This is a genomic window from Cryobacterium sp. M23 (assembly GCF_002929655.1).
In the GTDB taxonomy this organism is placed as follows: domain Bacteria; phylum Actinomycetota; class Actinomycetes; order Actinomycetales; family Microbacteriaceae; genus Cryobacterium; species Cryobacterium sandaracinum.
Map to the genome: position 1 here is coordinate 21,814 of NZ_PJJV01000047.1, position 16,653 is coordinate 38,466.

At 62.4% G+C, this 16,653-nt stretch carries 16 protein-coding genes and 2 pseudogenes; 15 read left to right on the forward strand and 3 right to left on the reverse strand.

Annotated elements, in window-relative coordinates; all coding sequences use genetic code 11:
- The first annotated feature begins 185 nt into the window (after positions 1-185).
- The 5 genes from CXY82_RS02270 to CXY82_RS02295 all read left to right on the forward strand — a co-directional run bounded on the left by CXY82_RS02270 (position 186) and on the right by CXY82_RS02295 (position 4,277).
- Positions 186-680 carry a hypothetical protein gene (locus CXY82_RS02270; RefSeq protein ID WP_104169501.1) on the forward strand — a complete coding sequence of 165 codons (495 nt, stop codon included), beginning with the start codon at positions 186-188 and terminating at the stop codon, positions 678-680.
- 153 nt (positions 681-833) lie between these two features.
- On the forward strand, positions 834-1,415 hold the full coding sequence (locus CXY82_RS02275) for a hypothetical protein (RefSeq protein WP_158252112.1): 582 nt from the start codon (positions 834-836) through the stop codon (positions 1,413-1,415).
- A gap of 486 nt (positions 1,416-1,901) precedes the next feature.
- Positions 1,902-2,486, forward strand: coding sequence for a type IV toxin-antitoxin system AbiEi family antitoxin domain-containing protein (locus CXY82_RS02280; protein ID WP_199180859.1), 585 nt, complete (start codon positions 1,902-1,904; stop codon positions 2,484-2,486).
- Between the two features lie 59 nt (positions 2,487-2,545).
- Positions 2,546-3,364 (forward strand): nucleotidyl transferase AbiEii/AbiGii toxin family protein, encoded by an 819-nt coding sequence (locus tag CXY82_RS02285; RefSeq protein WP_158252113.1) that lies wholly within the window; start codon positions 2,546-2,548, stop codon positions 3,362-3,364.
- Positions 3,365-3,710: 346 nt separating this feature from the next.
- The gene (locus tag CXY82_RS02295) at positions 3,711-4,277 is read left to right on the forward strand and encodes an NUDIX hydrolase (protein WP_233199157.1); all 567 of its coding nucleotides are present in this window, start codon (positions 3,711-3,713) and stop codon (positions 4,275-4,277) included.
- Between the two features lie 236 nt (positions 4,278-4,513).
- Here the strand turns inward: CXY82_RS02295 and CXY82_RS02300 are convergent, their stop codons facing one another.
- Positions 4,514-5,593 (reverse strand): LacI family DNA-binding transcriptional regulator, encoded by a 1,080-nt coding sequence (locus CXY82_RS02300; RefSeq protein WP_370443668.1) that lies wholly within the window; start codon positions 5,591-5,593, stop codon positions 4,514-4,516.
- 441 nt (positions 5,594-6,034) lie between these two features.
- On the opposite strand from CXY82_RS02300, the gene CXY82_RS02305 reads away from it, so the two are divergent.
- Positions 6,035-6,823, forward strand: a complete 789-nt coding sequence (locus tag CXY82_RS02305) for an MFS transporter (protein WP_104169506.1) — start codon at positions 6,035-6,037, stop codon at positions 6,821-6,823.
- A 186-nt stretch (positions 6,824-7,009) separates the two neighbouring features.
- Positions 7,010-7,330 carry a maleylpyruvate isomerase N-terminal domain-containing protein gene (locus CXY82_RS18470; RefSeq protein ID WP_104169507.1) on the forward strand — a complete coding sequence of 107 codons (321 nt, stop codon included), beginning with the start codon at positions 7,010-7,012 and terminating at the stop codon, positions 7,328-7,330.
- 485 nt (positions 7,331-7,815) lie between these two features.
- Here CXY82_RS18470 and CXY82_RS02315 read toward each other — a convergent pair whose 3' ends face one another.
- Entirely contained in the window at positions 7,816-8,466 is a 651-nt protein-coding gene (locus CXY82_RS02315) for a M23 family metallopeptidase (protein WP_104169508.1), read from the reverse strand.
- Positions 8,467-8,725: 259 nt separating this feature from the next.
- On the opposite strand from CXY82_RS02315, the gene CXY82_RS02320 reads away from it, so the two are divergent.
- From CXY82_RS02320 to CXY82_RS02335, 4 genes and pseudogenes are all read left to right on the forward strand, one after another.
- On the forward strand, positions 8,726-9,310 hold the full coding sequence (locus CXY82_RS02320) for a recombinase family protein (RefSeq protein WP_104169509.1): 585 nt from the start codon (positions 8,726-8,728) through the stop codon (positions 9,308-9,310).
- Positions 9,311-9,657: 347 nt separating this feature from the next.
- A pseudogene (locus tag CXY82_RS02325) lies at positions 9,658-10,957 on the forward strand (ISL3 family transposase).
- 202 nt (positions 10,958-11,159) lie between these two features.
- Positions 11,160-11,939 carry an alpha/beta fold hydrolase gene (locus CXY82_RS02330; protein WP_233194155.1) on the forward strand — a complete coding sequence of 260 codons (780 nt, stop codon included), beginning with the start codon at positions 11,160-11,162 and terminating at the stop codon, positions 11,937-11,939.
- 199 nt (positions 11,940-12,138) lie between these two features.
- Positions 12,139-12,486, forward strand: a pseudogene (locus CXY82_RS02335) (IS5 family transposase); the annotation flags it as partial.
- Positions 12,487-12,811: 325 nt separating this feature from the next.
- On the opposite strand, the gene CXY82_RS02340 reads toward CXY82_RS02335, so the two are convergent.
- On the reverse strand, positions 12,812-13,426 hold the full coding sequence (locus CXY82_RS02340; protein WP_104169519.1) for a recombinase family protein: 615 nt from the start codon (positions 13,424-13,426) through the stop codon (positions 12,812-12,814).
- Positions 13,427-13,962: 536 nt separating this feature from the next.
- Between CXY82_RS02340 and CXY82_RS02345 the strand changes: the two genes are divergently transcribed.
- From CXY82_RS02345 to CXY82_RS02360, 4 genes are all read left to right on the forward strand, one after another.
- Positions 13,963-14,535, forward strand: coding sequence for a Chromate resistance protein ChrB (locus CXY82_RS02345; protein WP_134542647.1), 573 nt, complete (start codon positions 13,963-13,965; stop codon positions 14,533-14,535).
- Positions 14,535-15,497 (forward strand): sodium:calcium antiporter, encoded by a 963-nt coding sequence (locus CXY82_RS02350; protein ID WP_104169512.1) that lies wholly within the window; start codon positions 14,535-14,537, stop codon positions 15,495-15,497. The genes CXY82_RS02345 and CXY82_RS02350 overlap by 1 nt, the downstream gene beginning before the upstream one ends.
- Before the next feature lie 90 nt (positions 15,498-15,587).
- The gene (locus tag CXY82_RS02355; RefSeq protein ID WP_104169513.1) at positions 15,588-16,262 is read left to right on the forward strand and encodes a DedA family protein; all 675 of its coding nucleotides are present in this window, start codon (positions 15,588-15,590) and stop codon (positions 16,260-16,262) included.
- The gene (locus CXY82_RS02360; protein ID WP_104169514.1) at positions 16,259-16,582 is read left to right on the forward strand and encodes a hypothetical protein; all 324 of its coding nucleotides are present in this window, start codon (positions 16,259-16,261) and stop codon (positions 16,580-16,582) included. Before CXY82_RS02355 ends, CXY82_RS02360 begins: the two co-directional genes overlap by 4 nt.
- Positions 16,583-16,653: the final 71 nt, after the last annotated feature.

Genomic DNA, 16,653 nt, shown 5'->3' on the forward strand with positions numbered 1-16,653 from the left:
GTACGCGACCGCGAAAGGGCGACTTCGCACCGCGCTGGTCTCCGCCCGGGGAATCCATCAGGAGGCCGTCGTCCTGGGGCAGTCATGCTCCGGCTTACGGGCGACGGCGCCAATGCACGGGCCGGGCATCGCACGGGCTCCGATCGATACCGAGTTTGCGCGCCGTGCGCGGATATGCTCGGGGCATGGTCAAGCGGTATTGGCGTGTCGCGGTCATTGGGCTGGGGGTCGGCTTTTTCCTGGGTGCTGCGCTCTTCGGTATAATGGCCGTCTCTGGGAACCCGGATTGGCGTGGTTACCTAACTGTTGAGGACGTCCTGAGGTCGACGGTCTCGTACGGGTTGATTGGATTGCTCGTCGCGGCGGCAGCCGGTGTTGGAGGTTGGGCCTCCGTTGCACTATTTGACCGGCGGTTTGAGAGACGGCCAGGCATGCGCGTTTCGTTGGCCGCCGTCGGGGCAGCCGCGGGAACCATGCTGTTGGGAGCCATTGCAGGAATTGCGGATTCGGTGCGAGGATCCGCCTCCTGGATGGTACTCATCGTCGCGATTGCTCTCGTGCTGGCGGTCGTGGCGGCGATTGTCGCCGCGGTATTGGTCTCCTATGCGGAGAGGCACCCTCCAAGTAGTTCCGTGAAAGCGATTTCGCAAGCTCCAGATGGTCTTTGGATTGATTTCTAGCTGAGACTTTTACCCTGAACTACGGACGATTTATGTCCCGTGTGCTGCAAGGGCTTGCGGATCAGGCGTGGCTCTGCGCCGCTCAACGTTCGGCTATGGGCCTTGACTCTGTATGCAGGCGATCTTTCCGTTCAGTCTTTAAACGCTTACCCGGTGTCTGGTAGCACGTACTTTGTTAAGGAGGGGGTACACGAAATGAAACTCCAAAGACCGGTTTTGCCCGTGCTCCTCGCCGTGACTGCGTGGTCTTGGATCCTCGGCCTTCCGTCGATGGCCCTCATGGCCTTGGCTGGGCTGCAGTTGGCGTTCATCTCACATGCGGTATCGGCGAATCCTGCTATCAGAACAGCGTCGGCTACCGGGGGAGCGATCGAGTTGGCGGTATCGGAGACGTGCGCTGATGGGGCGGGCTCGCAATGTGTCCTGGTCAATGGCGAGAATGTTGTTCTCCCATCCGGATTTGAGCGAGCCGGTGTTGACGATGCCACCATCGCCGAAGGTGAGGGGCAGAACGCGGTTGACGTGACGTTCACCGAAGATGGGGCGATGGTCTTTAACGCCCTCACGGTGAAGGCCGTCCAAGCCGGGGATTCGGCGCGCCTGGTTATTCAGATCGGCGGGGAGATACAGGCTGCCGTCGTGGTGATGGAGGCCGTGGAGGGTGATCATGTGCAGATCAGCGTCTCTCCAGAGGACAACGCCCAGAAAATCGTAGACCTGATTCACAAAGGCTGAGAAGCGTCGGCGCATCCGGACAAATTCGGGAGAGCGTGGAAGATGAGCTGTGCTGAGCCCAAGTCGCAGGGGGTGCCCAGAGGGAAGGTCCAGGACGCCAGCCAGCTGCCGAAGTTCCTCGGTCTGGGTCAGTAGCCGAATCCGCTGAGGCGGCGCTGGTCGTTTACGATCGATACTCTTTCGGCGGCGGCGATGTTGGCAGGTCGCCTGGGGCAGCTCGGCCTCCAAAAGTCATGGTGGCGATCGAAGATAGCCCGTGCCCAACGTCGTGATGTCCCCCACAAGAGGAACGGTTACCGGGACACAGCTAATCGGATTGGCCCGTCCGGAACGGGCGATTAGGCAAAGCCCGTAAACGACAGGTGCTGCGCCGGGACGAGGTGGATCGTTTGAGTCTGGCGCGGCCCCCAATCCTCTGGCGTATAGAAGTGTTTGCAGATAAAGTTACGTGTAAGCACTTTGATACTCGGAGAAGGGCGGCCCCTCATGGCGACGATTGATGATCTGCCCATTCAGGTTTTCAACGCGGCTGTGGCGGCCGACGCAGGTTTCGGTGCGCGGGAGTTGCGTCGGCTGTGCGAGAGCGGTGCCATCGACCGCATCAGCAGGGGCTTGTACCGCAGGGCCGATCTTCCGCCTGCGAACCTGGACCTGATCGAAATCGCCGCCCGAAGGCCGGACGCGACATTGTGCCTCACGAGCGCATTGGCGCACCATGGCCTCATTGATGCCATCCCCGCGCGTATAGATATAGCCCTGCCTCGTCGCGCCCGGTTCCCGCGCACTCAGGCCCCGGTCGCCTGGCACCACTTCGATCCTGAGACATTCACGCTCGGACGCACCGAACTGAACATCGATGGAACCGACGGGACCATTGGCCTGTATTCGCCTGAGCGCTCCATCGTCGATGCTTACCGGCTTCGTGGCCTGGAAGGGTATGAGATAGCTCCGGAGGCGTTGAAGAATTGGCTTCGCAAGAGCGGGTCCCACCCGGCCTCCCTGATGGCCATCGCCCAGCAGCTTCCCCGAGCGAGCGGTCCGCTTCGCCAGGCTCTGGAGCTGCTGTCGTGAGCATGGGGTCGCAGCTCTATGCTGCCCTTCAACGGCACGCCCGTGAATCGGGTCGGCCGGTGACTGAGACGGTCACCCTCTACGCCATGGAAGCGTTCCTGAACCGATTGGCTCAGACTCCGTATCGAGAGGATTTCGTCCTCAAAGGCGGAGTGCTCCTGGCCGCGTATCACCTTCGCCGTCCGACGAGTGATATCGATATGGAAGCCGTCAACTTCCAAGTGGACGCCGCACATCTGCTCGCCGTTGTCCGTGCTGTGGCGGCGGCCCCCGTCGATGACGCCTTTGTCGTTGACCCAGTCCGCACTGATGTTCGCGCCATCCGCGAGGGCGACGACTACTCGGGCCTCCGAGTCAAGATCTTCGCGCACGTGTACAACAGTGCGATGTCGTTTCATTTGGACATCAGCACGGGCGACCCGATTTGGCCGGATCCGCGCGTTGTCGCAGTTCCTCGTATTCTCGGCGGTGAGTTTAAAATGCTGGGATACCCGGTGGTGATGGTTGTCGCTGAGAAGGCAGTTACAATGTTGACGCGTGGTGCGACGAGCACGCGATGGCGCGACGTCGTTGATCTCCGCAATTTCTCGATGACACAGGACTTCCTTGCTGGTGAGGTTCAGGGTGCCGCCCAGCGCGTCGCCGACTTCCGCCAAGTGCCACTGAACTCAATCGCGGTAGCCACGGCAGGTTGGCCCGCACTTGCTCAGACGAAGTGGGCGGCATGGCGGCGCAAGCTCGACCTCACGGACCAATGCCTGGAATCGTTTGAAGAACAGCTGGCGGAAGTCGTCCAATTTGTGGATCCGATATTCAGTGGTGCTGTAAGGGCGGATGCGGTGTGGGACCGGGCGATTAAGCAGTGGCACGAGAGTTGAACTGATGCGCCCGCACTCCAACGGTGAACGGGCGGTATCGGGGGCACTGCAAGCCGAACCGCGGGAAGTCGCCCATGAGCCAGTGATCGTTTGAGCCTGGCTCTACTGTTGATAGAGCGCATGTGAATACGACGACGATATATTTGGCGTCCTCGACGGACAGCGACCTGAACCACCCACAGTTTCTTGGGCGCAAGGAAGATGCTCTGCTCACGAGGATGTCTGCGGTCAACAGCCAAAGCGCGCGCATCCTGCACCGGCAGCTGGAGGCTGCCACGAATTCTCGCGACATGCGAGGCGGCGCAGGGAACAAGGCCTGCCCGATTTAGCGAAATGAGGGGGAGCTGTGATTAAGACGCTGTCGAGCCGGGAAGCGTACCGTAACGCTTGGATGACTGTGCGTGAAGACGTGGTCGTTAGAGCCAACGGCCTTGAGGGCATTTATGGCTATATCGAGAAGCCAGATTTCGCTCTCGTAATTCCGCATTGTGACGGCGGGTTCTGGCTCGTGGAGCAGTACCGCTATCCAGTGGCTAGACGTGCCTGGGAGTTCCCACAGGGGTCTTGGGGTACTCAGAAGGAGGGAAGTCAACTCGACTTAGCCCGGACAGAGCTGCAAGAAGAGACCGGGATAGAAGCACACACGATCCGTCATCTTGGGCACCTATATGGGGCATATGGCATGAGTAATCAAGGCTGTGACGTGTACGTCGCAACGTCTCTGACCCAAGGCGTTCCGCAGCGCGAGGATACGGAGCAGGACATGGTCCATAGCTGGTTCAGTGAGATCGACTTCGTGCTGATGATCCAGAGGGGAGACGTCGTTGACGCAGCGACGATAGCGGCCTTTGCTTATTTCACAATTGACAGAAGTAGTCGCCTATCCGTGGAGCGACTGTCGCGCGCCGAGTAAACAGCCGCTTTGTCCTCTTTCCGGCTGGTGGCGATCGTTTGGTCTAGGTGCGCGAACGGGACAGTTCAATGACCCCTGCATTCTCTCGGCGGTTCCAAGGCCGCCGACCGTACCGGTCCATGCGCAGCGTCTTCCCGGTCCGTGAACAGAGGCATCCCAAAGCTCGACCTCGTTAGCGAATCGCACGACATCGCCGGCTGGCAGGCCGGGAGCCACCACAACGCCGATCGGCAGGTTTATCTGGTCCCTCCATGCCGGATGAGCGGTGGAGGGTCTCTGGTGGAAGTTCGGACGACCACCGACCAATCGTGGGCGCCGGCTTCAGCACGGTCGCCGAGTGCTAGTCGCGCAGCTGATGCCCCCTGGGCTCGGAGGTCCTGGGCCACGGAGCTCAAGTCATTCTCAGCGGCCGCTTTCGAATCGTCCCATCCGCTTATGGAGAGCGTTTCGGGGATACGGAGAAGCGCGTTGGTCGCAGCCTTCAAGACACCAACTGCCTGTTCGTCGCTCATCGCGGCGATGGCGTCGACCTGATGATCGAGGGTGAGCATCCGCCCGGCGAGCGAGCGGGCTTCGCCCTCATCGTTGGTTGCGGTGGCACCGACGACCACGTCTTTCCAATTGAGCCCCAGCGCCTCAACTGCATCTCGATACCCGAGGAGGCGCTGCCGGGTCACGGGGAATTGCACGGTGTCGGGGTCGACGTCAGAGGCCAGCACCGTCGTGCGCGCGGCGTTGAAGGGGAAGCTGAGGATTGCGGGTCGACGTGCGCCGGCGAAGGTCTTCATGCCCATCGCGCGGGCGGCTGCGCGGTTGTCGATGCTCACAAGCTTGAATCCCGCACGAGCGGGCCCGCCATGGATGACGGCAGTTCGACCGGTTGCGGAAACCGCGTCGAGCACGGGGTTATCGTCAGTTGTTGTCCAGACGATGAACGCATCGACGGCGGCCCCGGCGACTCTGCGGCTGTCCTCGTCGGTTCCGGTCATAGGCACGATCAAGAGTCCGTAGCCGCGATCCGCACACACATCCGCGATTCCCGCCAGGAAGGCTACTGCCTGCGGATTGTCGAACGCGTAGGTGAGGTGCTCACCCAGGATGACCCCGAGGGTGCGGGTGCGGCCATAGCGCAGGGACCGTGCCGCGGGGTCAGGTCCCGCGTATCCCAGCTCGGCGGCCGCCTGAAGGACCTTCTCCCGGCTTTCGACCGACACGCGGTCAGCGCGGCTGTAGGTATAGGAAACCGTCATGACCGACACTCCGGCACGCGTCGCAACCTGACTCATTGTGGGACGCCTCTGCGGGTTCGATTGCATAACTCCACTCTAATTGTGTAACGTCACACACATGCCATCTAAAACGCTGTCCGTACGAAAGCTGGTGTCGGCCGCCTATCTCGCCGCCGCGTCCTTCGGCTCCTTTTGGGGGACTTGGGGGGCGAGTGTCCCTCGCCTCCGGGTGCAGGCAGGCGTCGACGATGGTCAACTGGGCATTGCGCTGCTCTTCGTCGGCGCCGGCGCCCTGCCGGCCATGCTACTCACCGGCCGGGCGTTGGACAGGTGGGGGCTTCGGTTCGCCGCGGTGGCGATCATTGCGCTCGGAGTGGCGATAATCGCGCACGGGTTCGCGTCCCTCTGCGTGGGGCTCGTCGTCGTCGGTCTGGCCAGTGGAGCCACGGATGTGGCCATGAATTCGATCGCGGGCCGGGCCGGGCCGAGCAGGCGTCAGGAGTCTCGATCATCATCCGCTCGGGTGGCGTGTTCTCCAGCTTTGTCGTCCTGTCAAGCATTGCAACCGGCCTCTCGTCCTGGATCGGCGCACCAGTCTTCATGCCCTTCCTCGTTGTGGCTGCCTTGTCTCTTGCCGCCAGCGCGAGCGTTCTACGGTCACTTTCGACGCAGATCACTGAGGGCCAGGCGAAGCAGAGGCCCCAGTTGCCTGACGTCAACGCACGACTCCGGTACATCCCACTTTTGCTGGTTGGTGTGCTGGGTGCACTCGCGTTTGCGAGCGAGAACGCCCACCAGAGCTGGGGTGCGGTCTTCCTCGAGGACGAGCTCGGTGCCGGCCCAGGCTTCAGCTCCGTAGGGCCAGCCGTCTTCGCTGGTGTCGTCGCCATCGCCCGGTTTTCTGTGGGACGAATTCAACAGGGCAATGAGAGCCTCATCTTGATACTTGGATCGGTTACGGCGGCCTTGGGCGCTCTCGTCATCGCGATGTCCCCGACCCTCCCGATCGCCATCCTTGGCCTCATCGTCGCTGCGGCTGGCACCGCAGCGCTGTATCCAACGATGCTCAGCCTCATCTCCCGCGGAGTGGACGAGGCCTATCGCGGCAGGGCCACCGCGATCGTGACCACGGTCTCGTACATCGGGTTTCTCCTCGGGCCGGTCTACGTTGGTCTCTGGTCAGAGGCGACGGGCTTGGGAGGAGCCCTCATGGCTGTCGCCGGACTCGGAGTTGTCTTGTCCGTTGTGGCGCTGCCTCTCCTGCGCCTGTCTGGGTACACCCACTACCAGGGGGCCAGGGCTCTTATTAAGAGTTAGGCCCGAGTGGCTGGGATCGTCGTGCAGCCTCTCGCAAGAGGAACGCTCGCCAGTCCACGCCTGGAAACCTGAGACCCGAAACAGCGCGTCCGCGAAACAGGACATTGGCCACCCAGCAATGTGGACGGATGAGCTGGTGGGGTGGCAGGCTGACAACGGTGAGCCAAGAAGAGGAGTCGTACTTTCGTGGGTCTTGAGTGCAATCCGGAACGAGCATCCCGACTGTGCTCCGAGGGGCAGGCACGCCTGCTGCGCCGCGTGGTGCAACTGACGAACAAGGATGTCCGAGCACCGAGTCTTCTGCCTGGCTGGACCGTCGGACATGTCCTGACACATCTTGCCCGCAACGCCGACGCTCATGCGCGTCGCCTCTCGGGAGCGCTTCGCGGTCATGATGCTCCGAAGTACGCACACGGCCAAGAACAGCGTCGACGCGAGATAGAGGAAGGAGCTGGCTGGCAAGCCGAGGAAATCATCGCTGACCTCCGCCAGCCTGTCGAATCTTGAGGCCGTCTTCGCCCAATGCGCGGCTACTGGGTGGCCCAATGGCCACTTTCTCGGAGGAGGTGATTACGGCGTAGCTGCCTGCCCGGCGCACCGGCTCCGTGAAGTGGAGATTCACCATGTCGATCTCGGTCTTGGCTACACCAGTTTGGATTGGCCAGATGAGTACGTTGCGTGGGATCTACCAGTGTTGCTGGCTACCGCCGCCGACCGGCTCAGCACTTCCCGTGAGCGGCGGTTATTCATGGCTTGGCTAGCTGGCCGGGGTCCGTTGGACGTGGAGACTACATTGGCGCCTTGGTAGCTAGAGCTTCTGAGCAGGCGGACGACGGATTCGTCGTCTCTCATCCTGCTGCCACGCTCATAGGTCTGAAAAGCGTCCCGTTTGCCGGACGTCCACGGCAGCAGATTCGGCGCCAATTCGCCGAGGTTCCGAAATATCGGCGGAATGGCGTTTGGAAACGATATCGGCCGGGTGCTTTTGCAGTTCATGCGACGGTGAAGGCCTCCCCATTCCTCGGGAGCCAGGTGCCACCGTTGACCTGAGGGTGCTCAAAGACGATCGGCCTGCCGCGCGCCGTCGGCCAGATCGTTGAGTCCGTGACTTGCACGTGCACGTGAGGCTGCGTGCTGTTGCCCGAGTTCCCGCATGACCCGATGTTCTCGCCCATCATGACCACGGATCCAACTGCGGCGCTAACCGATCCGCGCTGGAGATGGGCGATGAGCACAAAAGGCCCGGCCGGCTCCAGCGCGATGACCACGTGATTGCCCGCGATCGCGCGCACGCCCTCTCGAACTCGGCGAGCTTGGGAGAGCGCGTAAGGAATCAACGCCAATTGCGAGCGCCGGGCCTCGTGATCCAGCTCACCGTCGACCGCGGCAACGACAGTGCCCGATGCCGGCGCCAAGATCGGGGCGCCGAATCCGACAAAGACCTCGGGGGGCTCCGTCGATAGCACGGAGCGCCAACCGTGCTTCGCCGAACGGCGTCGTTCGTCGACGGCGACGAAGTCGATTGCGAATGTCGTTCCTAACAGGTGGGTGCCATGGCTGGGCACACGGTTCGCCGGACTGTTCCCTGCGATCCACCGGCCTTGGAACGGGAATCGCAGCACAACGGGGGGAGTGCGCAACATGCAAGCACCTCCGGCCGCACATAGTGGTGTGGCTCGTTCGAGCGACACGCTCATTGTAACGAGAGGCATCAGTCCACCGAGCCCGACTAGATCGGTCCAGGTTGAGGCGGGCCGCCCGCAAGCCGGACGGTCACCGGGACACCCGAACGCTCACGGAGCGCCGAAGGTGATCCGCATAGTTCCGGGAGCGTCCGATTCCCGTATGCCCCGCCCGAGAAAATGCCCGGTGAACGGGGGCTAAACGGTACACTCCTGAAGCATGACCGGAATGCTTATCGGCTACGCACGCGTATCCACCGACGACCAAGACCTCACCGCCCAGAAGAACGCCCTCGCCGCCCTCGGAGTCTCACTCCAAAAGACGTTCACCGATCAAGGCCTCACCGGAACGAACCGGGCCCGGCCAGGTCTTCGCGAAGCGCTGGCCGCATGCCGGGCCGGCGACACCCTCGTCGTGACCAAGCTCGACCGGCTGGCACGTTCACTTCGCGATGCCAAAGACATTGTCGACGACCTCACCCTGCGTGAAGTGAAGCTCAGCATCGGCGGCTCCGTTCACGACCCCACCGACCCGGTCGGTAGACTCCTCTTCAACGTGCTCGCGATGGTCGCTGAATTCGAGGCCGACCTCATCCGAGCTCGCACCCGCGAAGGCATGCAAGTCGCCAAAGCGGCCGGCCGGCTCCGTGGCAAACAACCCAAACTGTCTCCGGCGCAGGAGAAGCACCTGGTCGAGGTCTACCAACGGGGCGAACACACGACCGCGCAGATCGCTGAACTCTTCAGCGTCGCCAGGTCCACGGTCTACCGGGCAATCAAGCGCGCCGGGGACACCGCCGCCTGAACGTGCGCCGTGCAGAGGAGCACGGAAAAGCCAGTGTTCACACTCGCCTGCACAACCCGGAGAACACCATGGACATTGGGTGGACGACTTCGGAAAATGACAGATCGACCCTCGGCGCTCTTCATCCGAGCGGGTGTCCCGGTCACCGTCCCTCTTGCGGATCGATGGGACTGCCTACCCAAGCTGCGATTGAGCACCATTTCGGATTACGGTCACATTTTTTAGGATCTCTGATTGAGGGCTCTTCGCAATTGAGGGTGTAGGAAGGTGGCGCGTCGGTCGCGGGGTAGGCGTCGAGGTCTTCCGATGATGGAAGTTCCTACGCTGTCCATCCGGACGACCTCGACGTGTTCAACGCTACCTTTGATGCCCCTGACCTGACCACGTTTTGCCGCCTTGATGAGCTCGGCCTCGAAGCGGTGGGGCAGCTCGTTGAGCCGGCTCGTGCGGTGCTGGTGTGTCGAGTGGTCGACACGGATGAGTGGTGCCGGCGGTGCGGGTGCCGAGGTGTAGCGAGAGACACGGTGGCTCGTCGGCTGGCGCACGAACCGATGGGCTGGCGTCCGACCACGCTGTTGTTCCGGGTACGCCGCTCCCGCTGCGGCGGGTGCGGGCATGTGTGGCGGCAGGACACCACGAAGGTCGCTGAACCGCGGGCGAAACTCTCCCGGCGGGGCCTGCGGTGGGCGCTGACGGGCATCGTGTGTCAGCATCTGACCGTCGCCCGGGTCGCTGAGGGCCTGGGCGTGGCCTGGAACACCGCGAACACCGCGGTCCTGGCGGAAGGCAAACGGGCCCTGATCGATGATCCGGGACGGTTTGACGGGGTGCGGGTGATCGGCGTGGACGAGCACGTCTGGCGGCATACCCGCCGGGGCGACAAGTACGTCACTGTGATCATTGACCTCACTCCGATCCGCGATGGGACGGGCCCGTCGCGGCTGCTGGACATGGTCCAGGGACGCTCCAAGGCAGTGTTCAGGACCTGGCTCGCCGACCGGCCTGGCGAGACGACGTGGAAGTCGTCGCGATGGACGGGTTCACCGGCTTCAAAACCGCCACCACCGAAGAACTACCCGGCGCCATGGCGGTCATGGACCCGTTCCACGTCGTGCGTCTGGCCGGGGACGCCCTTGACGGCTGCCGGCGCCGCGTCCAGCAGCCGTCCACGGGCATCGGGGGGGCAAAGGCGACCCGCTCTACTCCGCCAGGCGCACCCTGCACACCGGCGCGGACCTGCTCACCGACAAACAGCAACAACGTTTGACCGACCTGTTCGCCACCGAAACGCACGTGCAGGTCGAAGCGACCTGGGGCATCTACCAGCGGATGATCAACGCCTACCGAGACGAGGACCGAATCAAGGGACGGGAGTCGATGGAGAAGCTCATCGAATCGGTCAGCCACGGCCTCCCGGCCGCCCTCACCGAGCTCGTCACCCTCGGACGCACCCTCAAGAAACGAGCCGCAGACGTCTTGGCGCACTTCGACCGGCCCGGCACCTCCAACGGGCCCACCGAGGCGATCCAATGCCGCCTCGAACACCTCCGCGGATCAGCCCTGAGATTCCGCAACCTCGCCAACTATGTCGCCCGCTCACTCCTGGAAACCGGAGGATTCAGGCTCCAACTACACCCTCAATTATGAAGAGCCGGTTACATCCTGGAATTCAGGGACCCCGACAACGTGGCGCTGGAACTCTTCGCCCCTGCCTGAGGCGTGTTCGACCTGAGATGTGTTTGATCCAAGACATGTTGGATGCGCTGCCTAACGGCGTATCGCTGTGCCGTCGGGCCTCTGGCCAGATAACCTCTGGCCAGATATGTTGCACTGCCCCTACAGTGAAGTCATGTTGCACTCAACCCGGCAAGGCTCCGGTAAGCCACTCCTCCTGATCCATGGGCTCGGTTCCAGTATTGGCAACTGGAACCCGGTAATCCCGGCGCTGGCCGCTGAACGCGATGTCATCGCCGTCGACCTCCCCGGTTGCGGCGAATCCGCGCCGCTGACCGGCGAAACCACCATTGCCACGCTGACCGATTCCGTCGAAGCCTTTATCCGCGACGCGGAACTGGGTGACCTTGATCTGGTAGGCAGCTCCATGGGCGCCCGGATGGTGATGGAAATGGCACGCCGAGGGCACGCTGGCACCACGGTCGCACTGGACCCTGGTGGATTCTGGAATGACCGCCAGGCAGCGATCTTTGGTGCAAGCATCAAGGCATCCGTCGCACTGGTGCGCCGCATCCAACCGGCGCTCCCCTTCCTCACGGGCAACCCTGTGGGCCGCACGGCCCTGTTGGCACAGTTCTCCGCCCACCCCTGGAAGCTGCCACAGGATCTGGTCCTGCACGAGCTTCGCGGGTTCAAGACATCGACCAGCCTGGACCCGGCCCTCAACGCGCTGATTCACGGACCCCGCCAGGAAGGCGCACCGGCCGGTTCACTCAAGGGCAAAGTGGTCATTGGATGGGGGCGGAAGGACAAGGTCACCGCTCCCAGTGAGGCGGCGCGGGCCACGGAGCTGTTCCCGGATGCAACGCTGCACTGGTTCGAAAACTGCGGTCACTTCCCGCACTGGGACCAACCAACGGAAGCGGCGCGCCTGATTCTCGATAGCACCGGCTGAGCTGCGGCTGAGCGCCCGGGCGGAGCCACCTACGGCTGAGTTGGCTTCAGAAAGGTGGAACCGGCGACGGCTGGGGATGATGCCCGGTCTCGGGAGGCATCGACGTCGCCGGTTCCGAATTGGGGAACCGGCTTCACCTGGACCGTGACCGCTAGGGCGTGTCTCCCAATGATGGGCTGTTCATCGGCAGGATGGAGGAGTGAGCCCTCGTTACGCCGTGTTGTCGGATGCCCAGTGGAAGCAGATTGCCCCGTTGATGCCTGAATCGGCGGGGAAGTTGGGCCGTCCGTTCAAGGATCACCGTCTTATGACGGAGGGGATCATCTACCGGTATCGGGCCGGCATCCCGTGGCGGGACCTGCCGCCGCACTTCGGGCCGTGGCAGACGGTCTGGAAACGCCACCGCCGCTACAGTGCCGACGGGACCTGGGACAAGGCCCTTGCTTCGCTGCTGGCCCGGGCGGACGCCGCCGGGCTGATCAATTGGGAGGTGTCGGTGGATTCCACGGTCAACCGCGCCCACCAGCATGGCACCAACCTTCCCCGCGGGCGAGGCTCTTCTTGAAGGCCTCGAACCGCACCTGCTCTAGGTTGCTCACTTGGCCCCGCAACCGTTCCGCGACGACCTCCCTGTCGGTGACGAACGCCTCGACGCTCATATCTCCTCCGATCCCGGGCCGAAGCCTGCGAAGCTCGCCGATCGTGGCTGTCAGGGCCCGCCTCATCATCGCCTGGAAATCCCACAGCGTCTGGTCACCGTCAAAGAAGAAGATTGCCATAAGGCCATCAAAACAGACCCGTGCCTCCGGCAGGAACTATGTCGCCGAGTGTCCCGGTGAAGGTTCCCATCTGACAGTGACCAGGTCAGGCCACTACTTTTTCGAGAGGAGCTTCGCACCGTCCGACCGCAGCTCCCCCGCCGGTGAAACATGGCGGTACAGCGTCTGCCGAGTGATCCCGAGCTCCTTACACAGGTCGCTGACTTTCGTTTCCTTCTGCCCCATCGCGGCCATGGCAAGGCGCACCTTCGCTGGCGTCATCTTGAAGGGCCGCCCGCCCGTCCTCCCCCGTGCTCGCGCTGCGGCGAGCCCGGCGACAGTGCGCTCAGAGATGAGCGCCCGCTCGAACTCAGCGAGAGCCGCGAAGATTCCGAAGACGAGCTTGCCGGACGCGGTCGTGGTGTCGATCGCTGCGCCCTCTCCGGTGAGCACCTTGAGGCCGATACCGCGGTCGGTGAGGTCATGCACCGTATTGACCAAGTGGCGCAAATCTCGACCGAGACGGTCGAGCTTCCACACCAAGAGAGCGTCCCCCTCGCGGAGAGCTTTCAGGCAGGCCGCCAGCTGCGGACGATCGTCCTTCTTTCCGGAAGCACGGTCCTCATAGAGGTTGCCCTGATCGACGCCAGCCGCCAGGAGTGCGTCCCGCTGCAGGTCAGTGCTCTGCGACCCGTCGGCCTTCGAAACCCGCATGTACCCGACGAGCATGCTGACCCCTGTCATTTATACGTTCGATTGCGCGACAGAGGCGGCTCACCCGCGAGGAAGACAGAAACTGTCACACAACCCGTCATCCAGCCTCCGTATCGCAAACAACGCAGAAACAGTCCAAAGTAACGGCTACAGGAGGGCCACCCATGTCACCTTCCGAACCCGGTATTGTGCGATCGCTTGATGACCCATTGAGCTGAGCTCGCAGACTCCACAGCGGCCCGAGTGTCTCGTATCCCATGTGTTTCGACACACTTAGGTTTCAAGACACCTCGGATACGAATCGGATTGCAACGTGCAAGATGCGCGACGCCAAAGGCCTCGAGCTTTCAAGAGGGACCCCTCGCAACCAGTCCAGCACGGCGGCATAAGAACATCCAGACAGGGGGTCATCGTCCCGTGATCGTCTAATCTGGGGAGGGCATCCCTGGCTTTCGTCTGGGAATGATGTGAACATACTGCAGTCCTCGCAGTGAGCCGGCGGATTCGGCCCTTCCTTGTGTCGCCGGACTAGCTGTGGTAACCATGGTTACATGAACCAAGCGTGGGTGTTATTGACGTACCGGGCGCGACGGGATCCGTCGCGGCACCGGGTGGCGGTGTGGCGCCAGCTCAAGGCTGCCGGTGCGCTGTACCTGCAGGATTCCGTGTGCGCGCTGCCGAATCGCGACGAGCACCGCGCGCTGTTCGAGAGGCTCGCGGCCGAGATCCTCGATAACGACGGAACGGCCGTCGTGTTGGTCGCTCAGGGGATCGATGAGCACACTGAACGTTCCATTGAGGACCGGTTCAATGCCGAGCGCGGGCATGACTACGCCGAGATCACAGAGCAGTGCGAAGCGCTGCTGGAGGAATTTCGTCGCGAAACCGGACGCTCCCGCTTCTCTTTCGCCGCGCTCGAGGACACCGAGAGTAACCTCGATCGGCTCCGCCGTTGGCTTGAGCGGGTGGCGCGGCGGGACTTCTTCGACGCCCCTGATGGTACACACGCCCGTGACGCTATTGCCCGGTGCGAGGCAGCCTATGAGACGTTTTCCGGAATGGTACTCGAGCATGGAGAAGACGGCGCGGCCGCCATGACGACAGATACGACGGTGGATTCCTAATGTGGCTCTCCATCGGCCTGGTGGTCGTGGGTCTGGTCCTTGTGGTTTTCTTCTCCGAACAGCTTGTTAGGGGCACGGTGGGGTTCGCCCGAGGTTTCGGGTTGTCGACCTTTCTGGTCAGCGCAGTGTTTCTCGGCTTCGACCCGGAGAACCTCGCGGTTGGTGCGGTCGGATCGGCTGGCGGCGATAGCGGTATCGCGTTGGGCACGATCCTCGGCTCCGCGATGGTTGCGGTGGCGTTGGCGTTTGGTATCGCCGGGGTTGTTGCGCCGATGCGTTTTGAGCAGGTCCCCGGGCAGGTCCTCGCGGTACCGATTGTGGCGGTGCTTTTTTTCGGCACGCTCGCTCTTGACGGGATCTTGTCTCGGGTCGACGGGGCGATCCTAACCGTCGGATACGTCGCCGCAGTCGGGTACTTGATCTGGCTGTCCCGGCGTGGCCTGACGATCAGGGCGTCCGGTGAGATTGCGAAGGAAATGGTGAAGGCTGAGCGGCTGGGCAAGGGCAAGTCCACTGCTCTCCTGGTGGTGTCGATCATCATGGTGATCGTCGCCAGCGAAATACTTGTCACTGGCGCAACCGACCTGATCTCCCGGTTCGGGCTGTCCCAAACATTGGTCGGCATGACCGTCGTCGCCCTGGCGCTCAGCGCGGAGGAAGTTGCCCGCACCGTGCCTGCCGCACTTCGCGGGCACGGTGAGATCAGCGTCGGCAATGTTCTCGGTTCGGTGCTTGCATTCTTTCTCTTAAATGCCGGCGTGATCGCTCTGGTCGCTCCCATACCCGTCGGCGCTGCGACACTGCATTTCTACCTTCCGGTCGCCGTTGGCACCATCGTGCTGATCTCCGCCCTGCTCCTCGCCCGCCGGCTACCACGCTGGGCTGGCGCACTCCTCATCCTCATCTACATCGGCTTCATCGTCGGAGGATACGCACTCTATGGGGCCACTTCCTCAACATAGCCCCGCTCTTATAAGAAAGCGCTCCCGCGTAGCCTGGGCTGCCGCGAAAAAGAACGCTCTCGAATGTCACTACAACTCATAAGAGACTGAATGATCGAACTATTGCCCGCATCCACCGCAACCGACGGTCTCTCTGGAATCGTCGGTATAGCAGCGGACCTCATGGCTAATCTCGGCGAATGGGGTGTTGGTCTCTTCACCTTTGCGGAGACAATTTTCCCGCCCATTCCGAGCGAGGTCATTCTTCCCTTGGCCGGGTTCCTGTCCCAACGGGGCGAACTGAACTTCCTGCTCGTGGTCATCACAAGCACATTAGGTGGCTATGTCGGCGGTCTCCTTCTTTACTACTTAGGCGCCGTCATCGGACTGGAACGATCCATCTACTGGTTATCGAAGCTTCCGTTAGTCGACCGAAGGGATTTCGAAAAGGCCGCTGGCTGGTTTTCCCGCCACGGTAGGTCGGCGGTGTTCTTTGGACGGTTCATCCCTGGAGTACGCAGTCTCATCTCCCTACCCGCCGGCGCGGAACACATGAATCTGCTGACCTTCAGCATCTTCACCATCGCCGGAAGCGCTCTTTGGAACGTTCTTCTCATCGGTTTGGGTGGCGCCCTCGGAACCCAGTACGCACTCATCGACCAGTATTCGCAATACCTCAACTACGCCGTCTATGCCGCCATTGGAGTGGTTATCGTGCTCCTCATCATCAGACGCGTGCAGCGAGGCACCCGGAACGATAAGAGCATCCCCAGGAGTGACGCATGAACGCTCAGCCCGACAAGAAGGACGCCCCAGGTGAAGACGCAGCCCGCCAAGGCGAGCGGCGAGCCGACCGCTTTGTCGGCGGGCTCGACCTCACCAATTGGCGGACCTCTTCTGGCCGTCGCCTCGCGCGGGCCACCCGCTGGGTCAGCAGTCGATTGGGCCCGCATGCGGCGCTGATTATGACCTTGGTGATCGGTGCTCTTATCGCGATCGCTCTCACCGCCGTGTCGACCGAGGTATACGAGGCGGTGACAGAAGGTGATGGCGTTGCTGCACTCGACCACCCACTACTGAACGCCGTCATGACCAGGTGGCCCTGACCCCGTTGGGTGGACACCTCACAAGAGAGAATGTTCACTATGGCAAGATCACGTCGGGAGTTCACTCCTGA

Bases quoted from the DNA above. Each gene is read 5' to 3' on its own strand.
- CXY82_RS02270 (WP_104169501.1), top strand. From the start codon at position 186: ATGGTCAAGCGGTATTGGCGTGTCGCGGTCATTGGGCTGGGGGTCGGC.
- CXY82_RS02280 (WP_199180859.1), top strand. From the start codon at position 1,902: ATGGCGACGATTGATGATCTGCCCATTCAGGTTTTCAACGCGGCTGTG.
- CXY82_RS02300 (WP_370443668.1), bottom strand. From the start codon at position 5,593: ATGCAATCGAACCCGCAGAGGCGTCCCACAATGAGTCAGGTTGCGACG.
- CXY82_RS02315 (WP_104169508.1), bottom strand. From the start codon at position 8,466: ATGTTGCGCACTCCCCCCGTTGTGCTGCGATTCCCGTTCCAAGGCCGG.
- CXY82_RS02320 (WP_104169509.1), top strand. From the start codon at position 8,726: ATGACCGGAATGCTTATCGGCTACGCACGCGTATCCACCGACGACCAA.
- CXY82_RS02330 (WP_233194155.1), top strand. From the start codon at position 11,160: ATGTTGCACTCAACCCGGCAAGGCTCCGGTAAGCCACTCCTCCTGATC.
- CXY82_RS02340 (WP_104169519.1), bottom strand. From the start codon at position 13,426: ATGCTCGTCGGGTACATGCGGGTTTCGAAGGCCGACGGGTCGCAGAGC.
- CXY82_RS02345 (WP_134542647.1), top strand. From the start codon at position 13,963: ATGAACCAAGCGTGGGTGTTATTGACGTACCGGGCGCGACGGGATCCG.
- CXY82_RS02350 (WP_104169512.1), top strand. From the start codon at position 14,535: ATGTGGCTCTCCATCGGCCTGGTGGTCGTGGGTCTGGTCCTTGTGGTT.
- CXY82_RS02355 (WP_104169513.1), top strand. From the start codon at position 15,588: ATGATCGAACTATTGCCCGCATCCACCGCAACCGACGGTCTCTCTGGA.
- CXY82_RS02360 (WP_104169514.1), top strand. From the start codon at position 16,259: ATGAACGCTCAGCCCGACAAGAAGGACGCCCCAGGTGAAGACGCAGCC.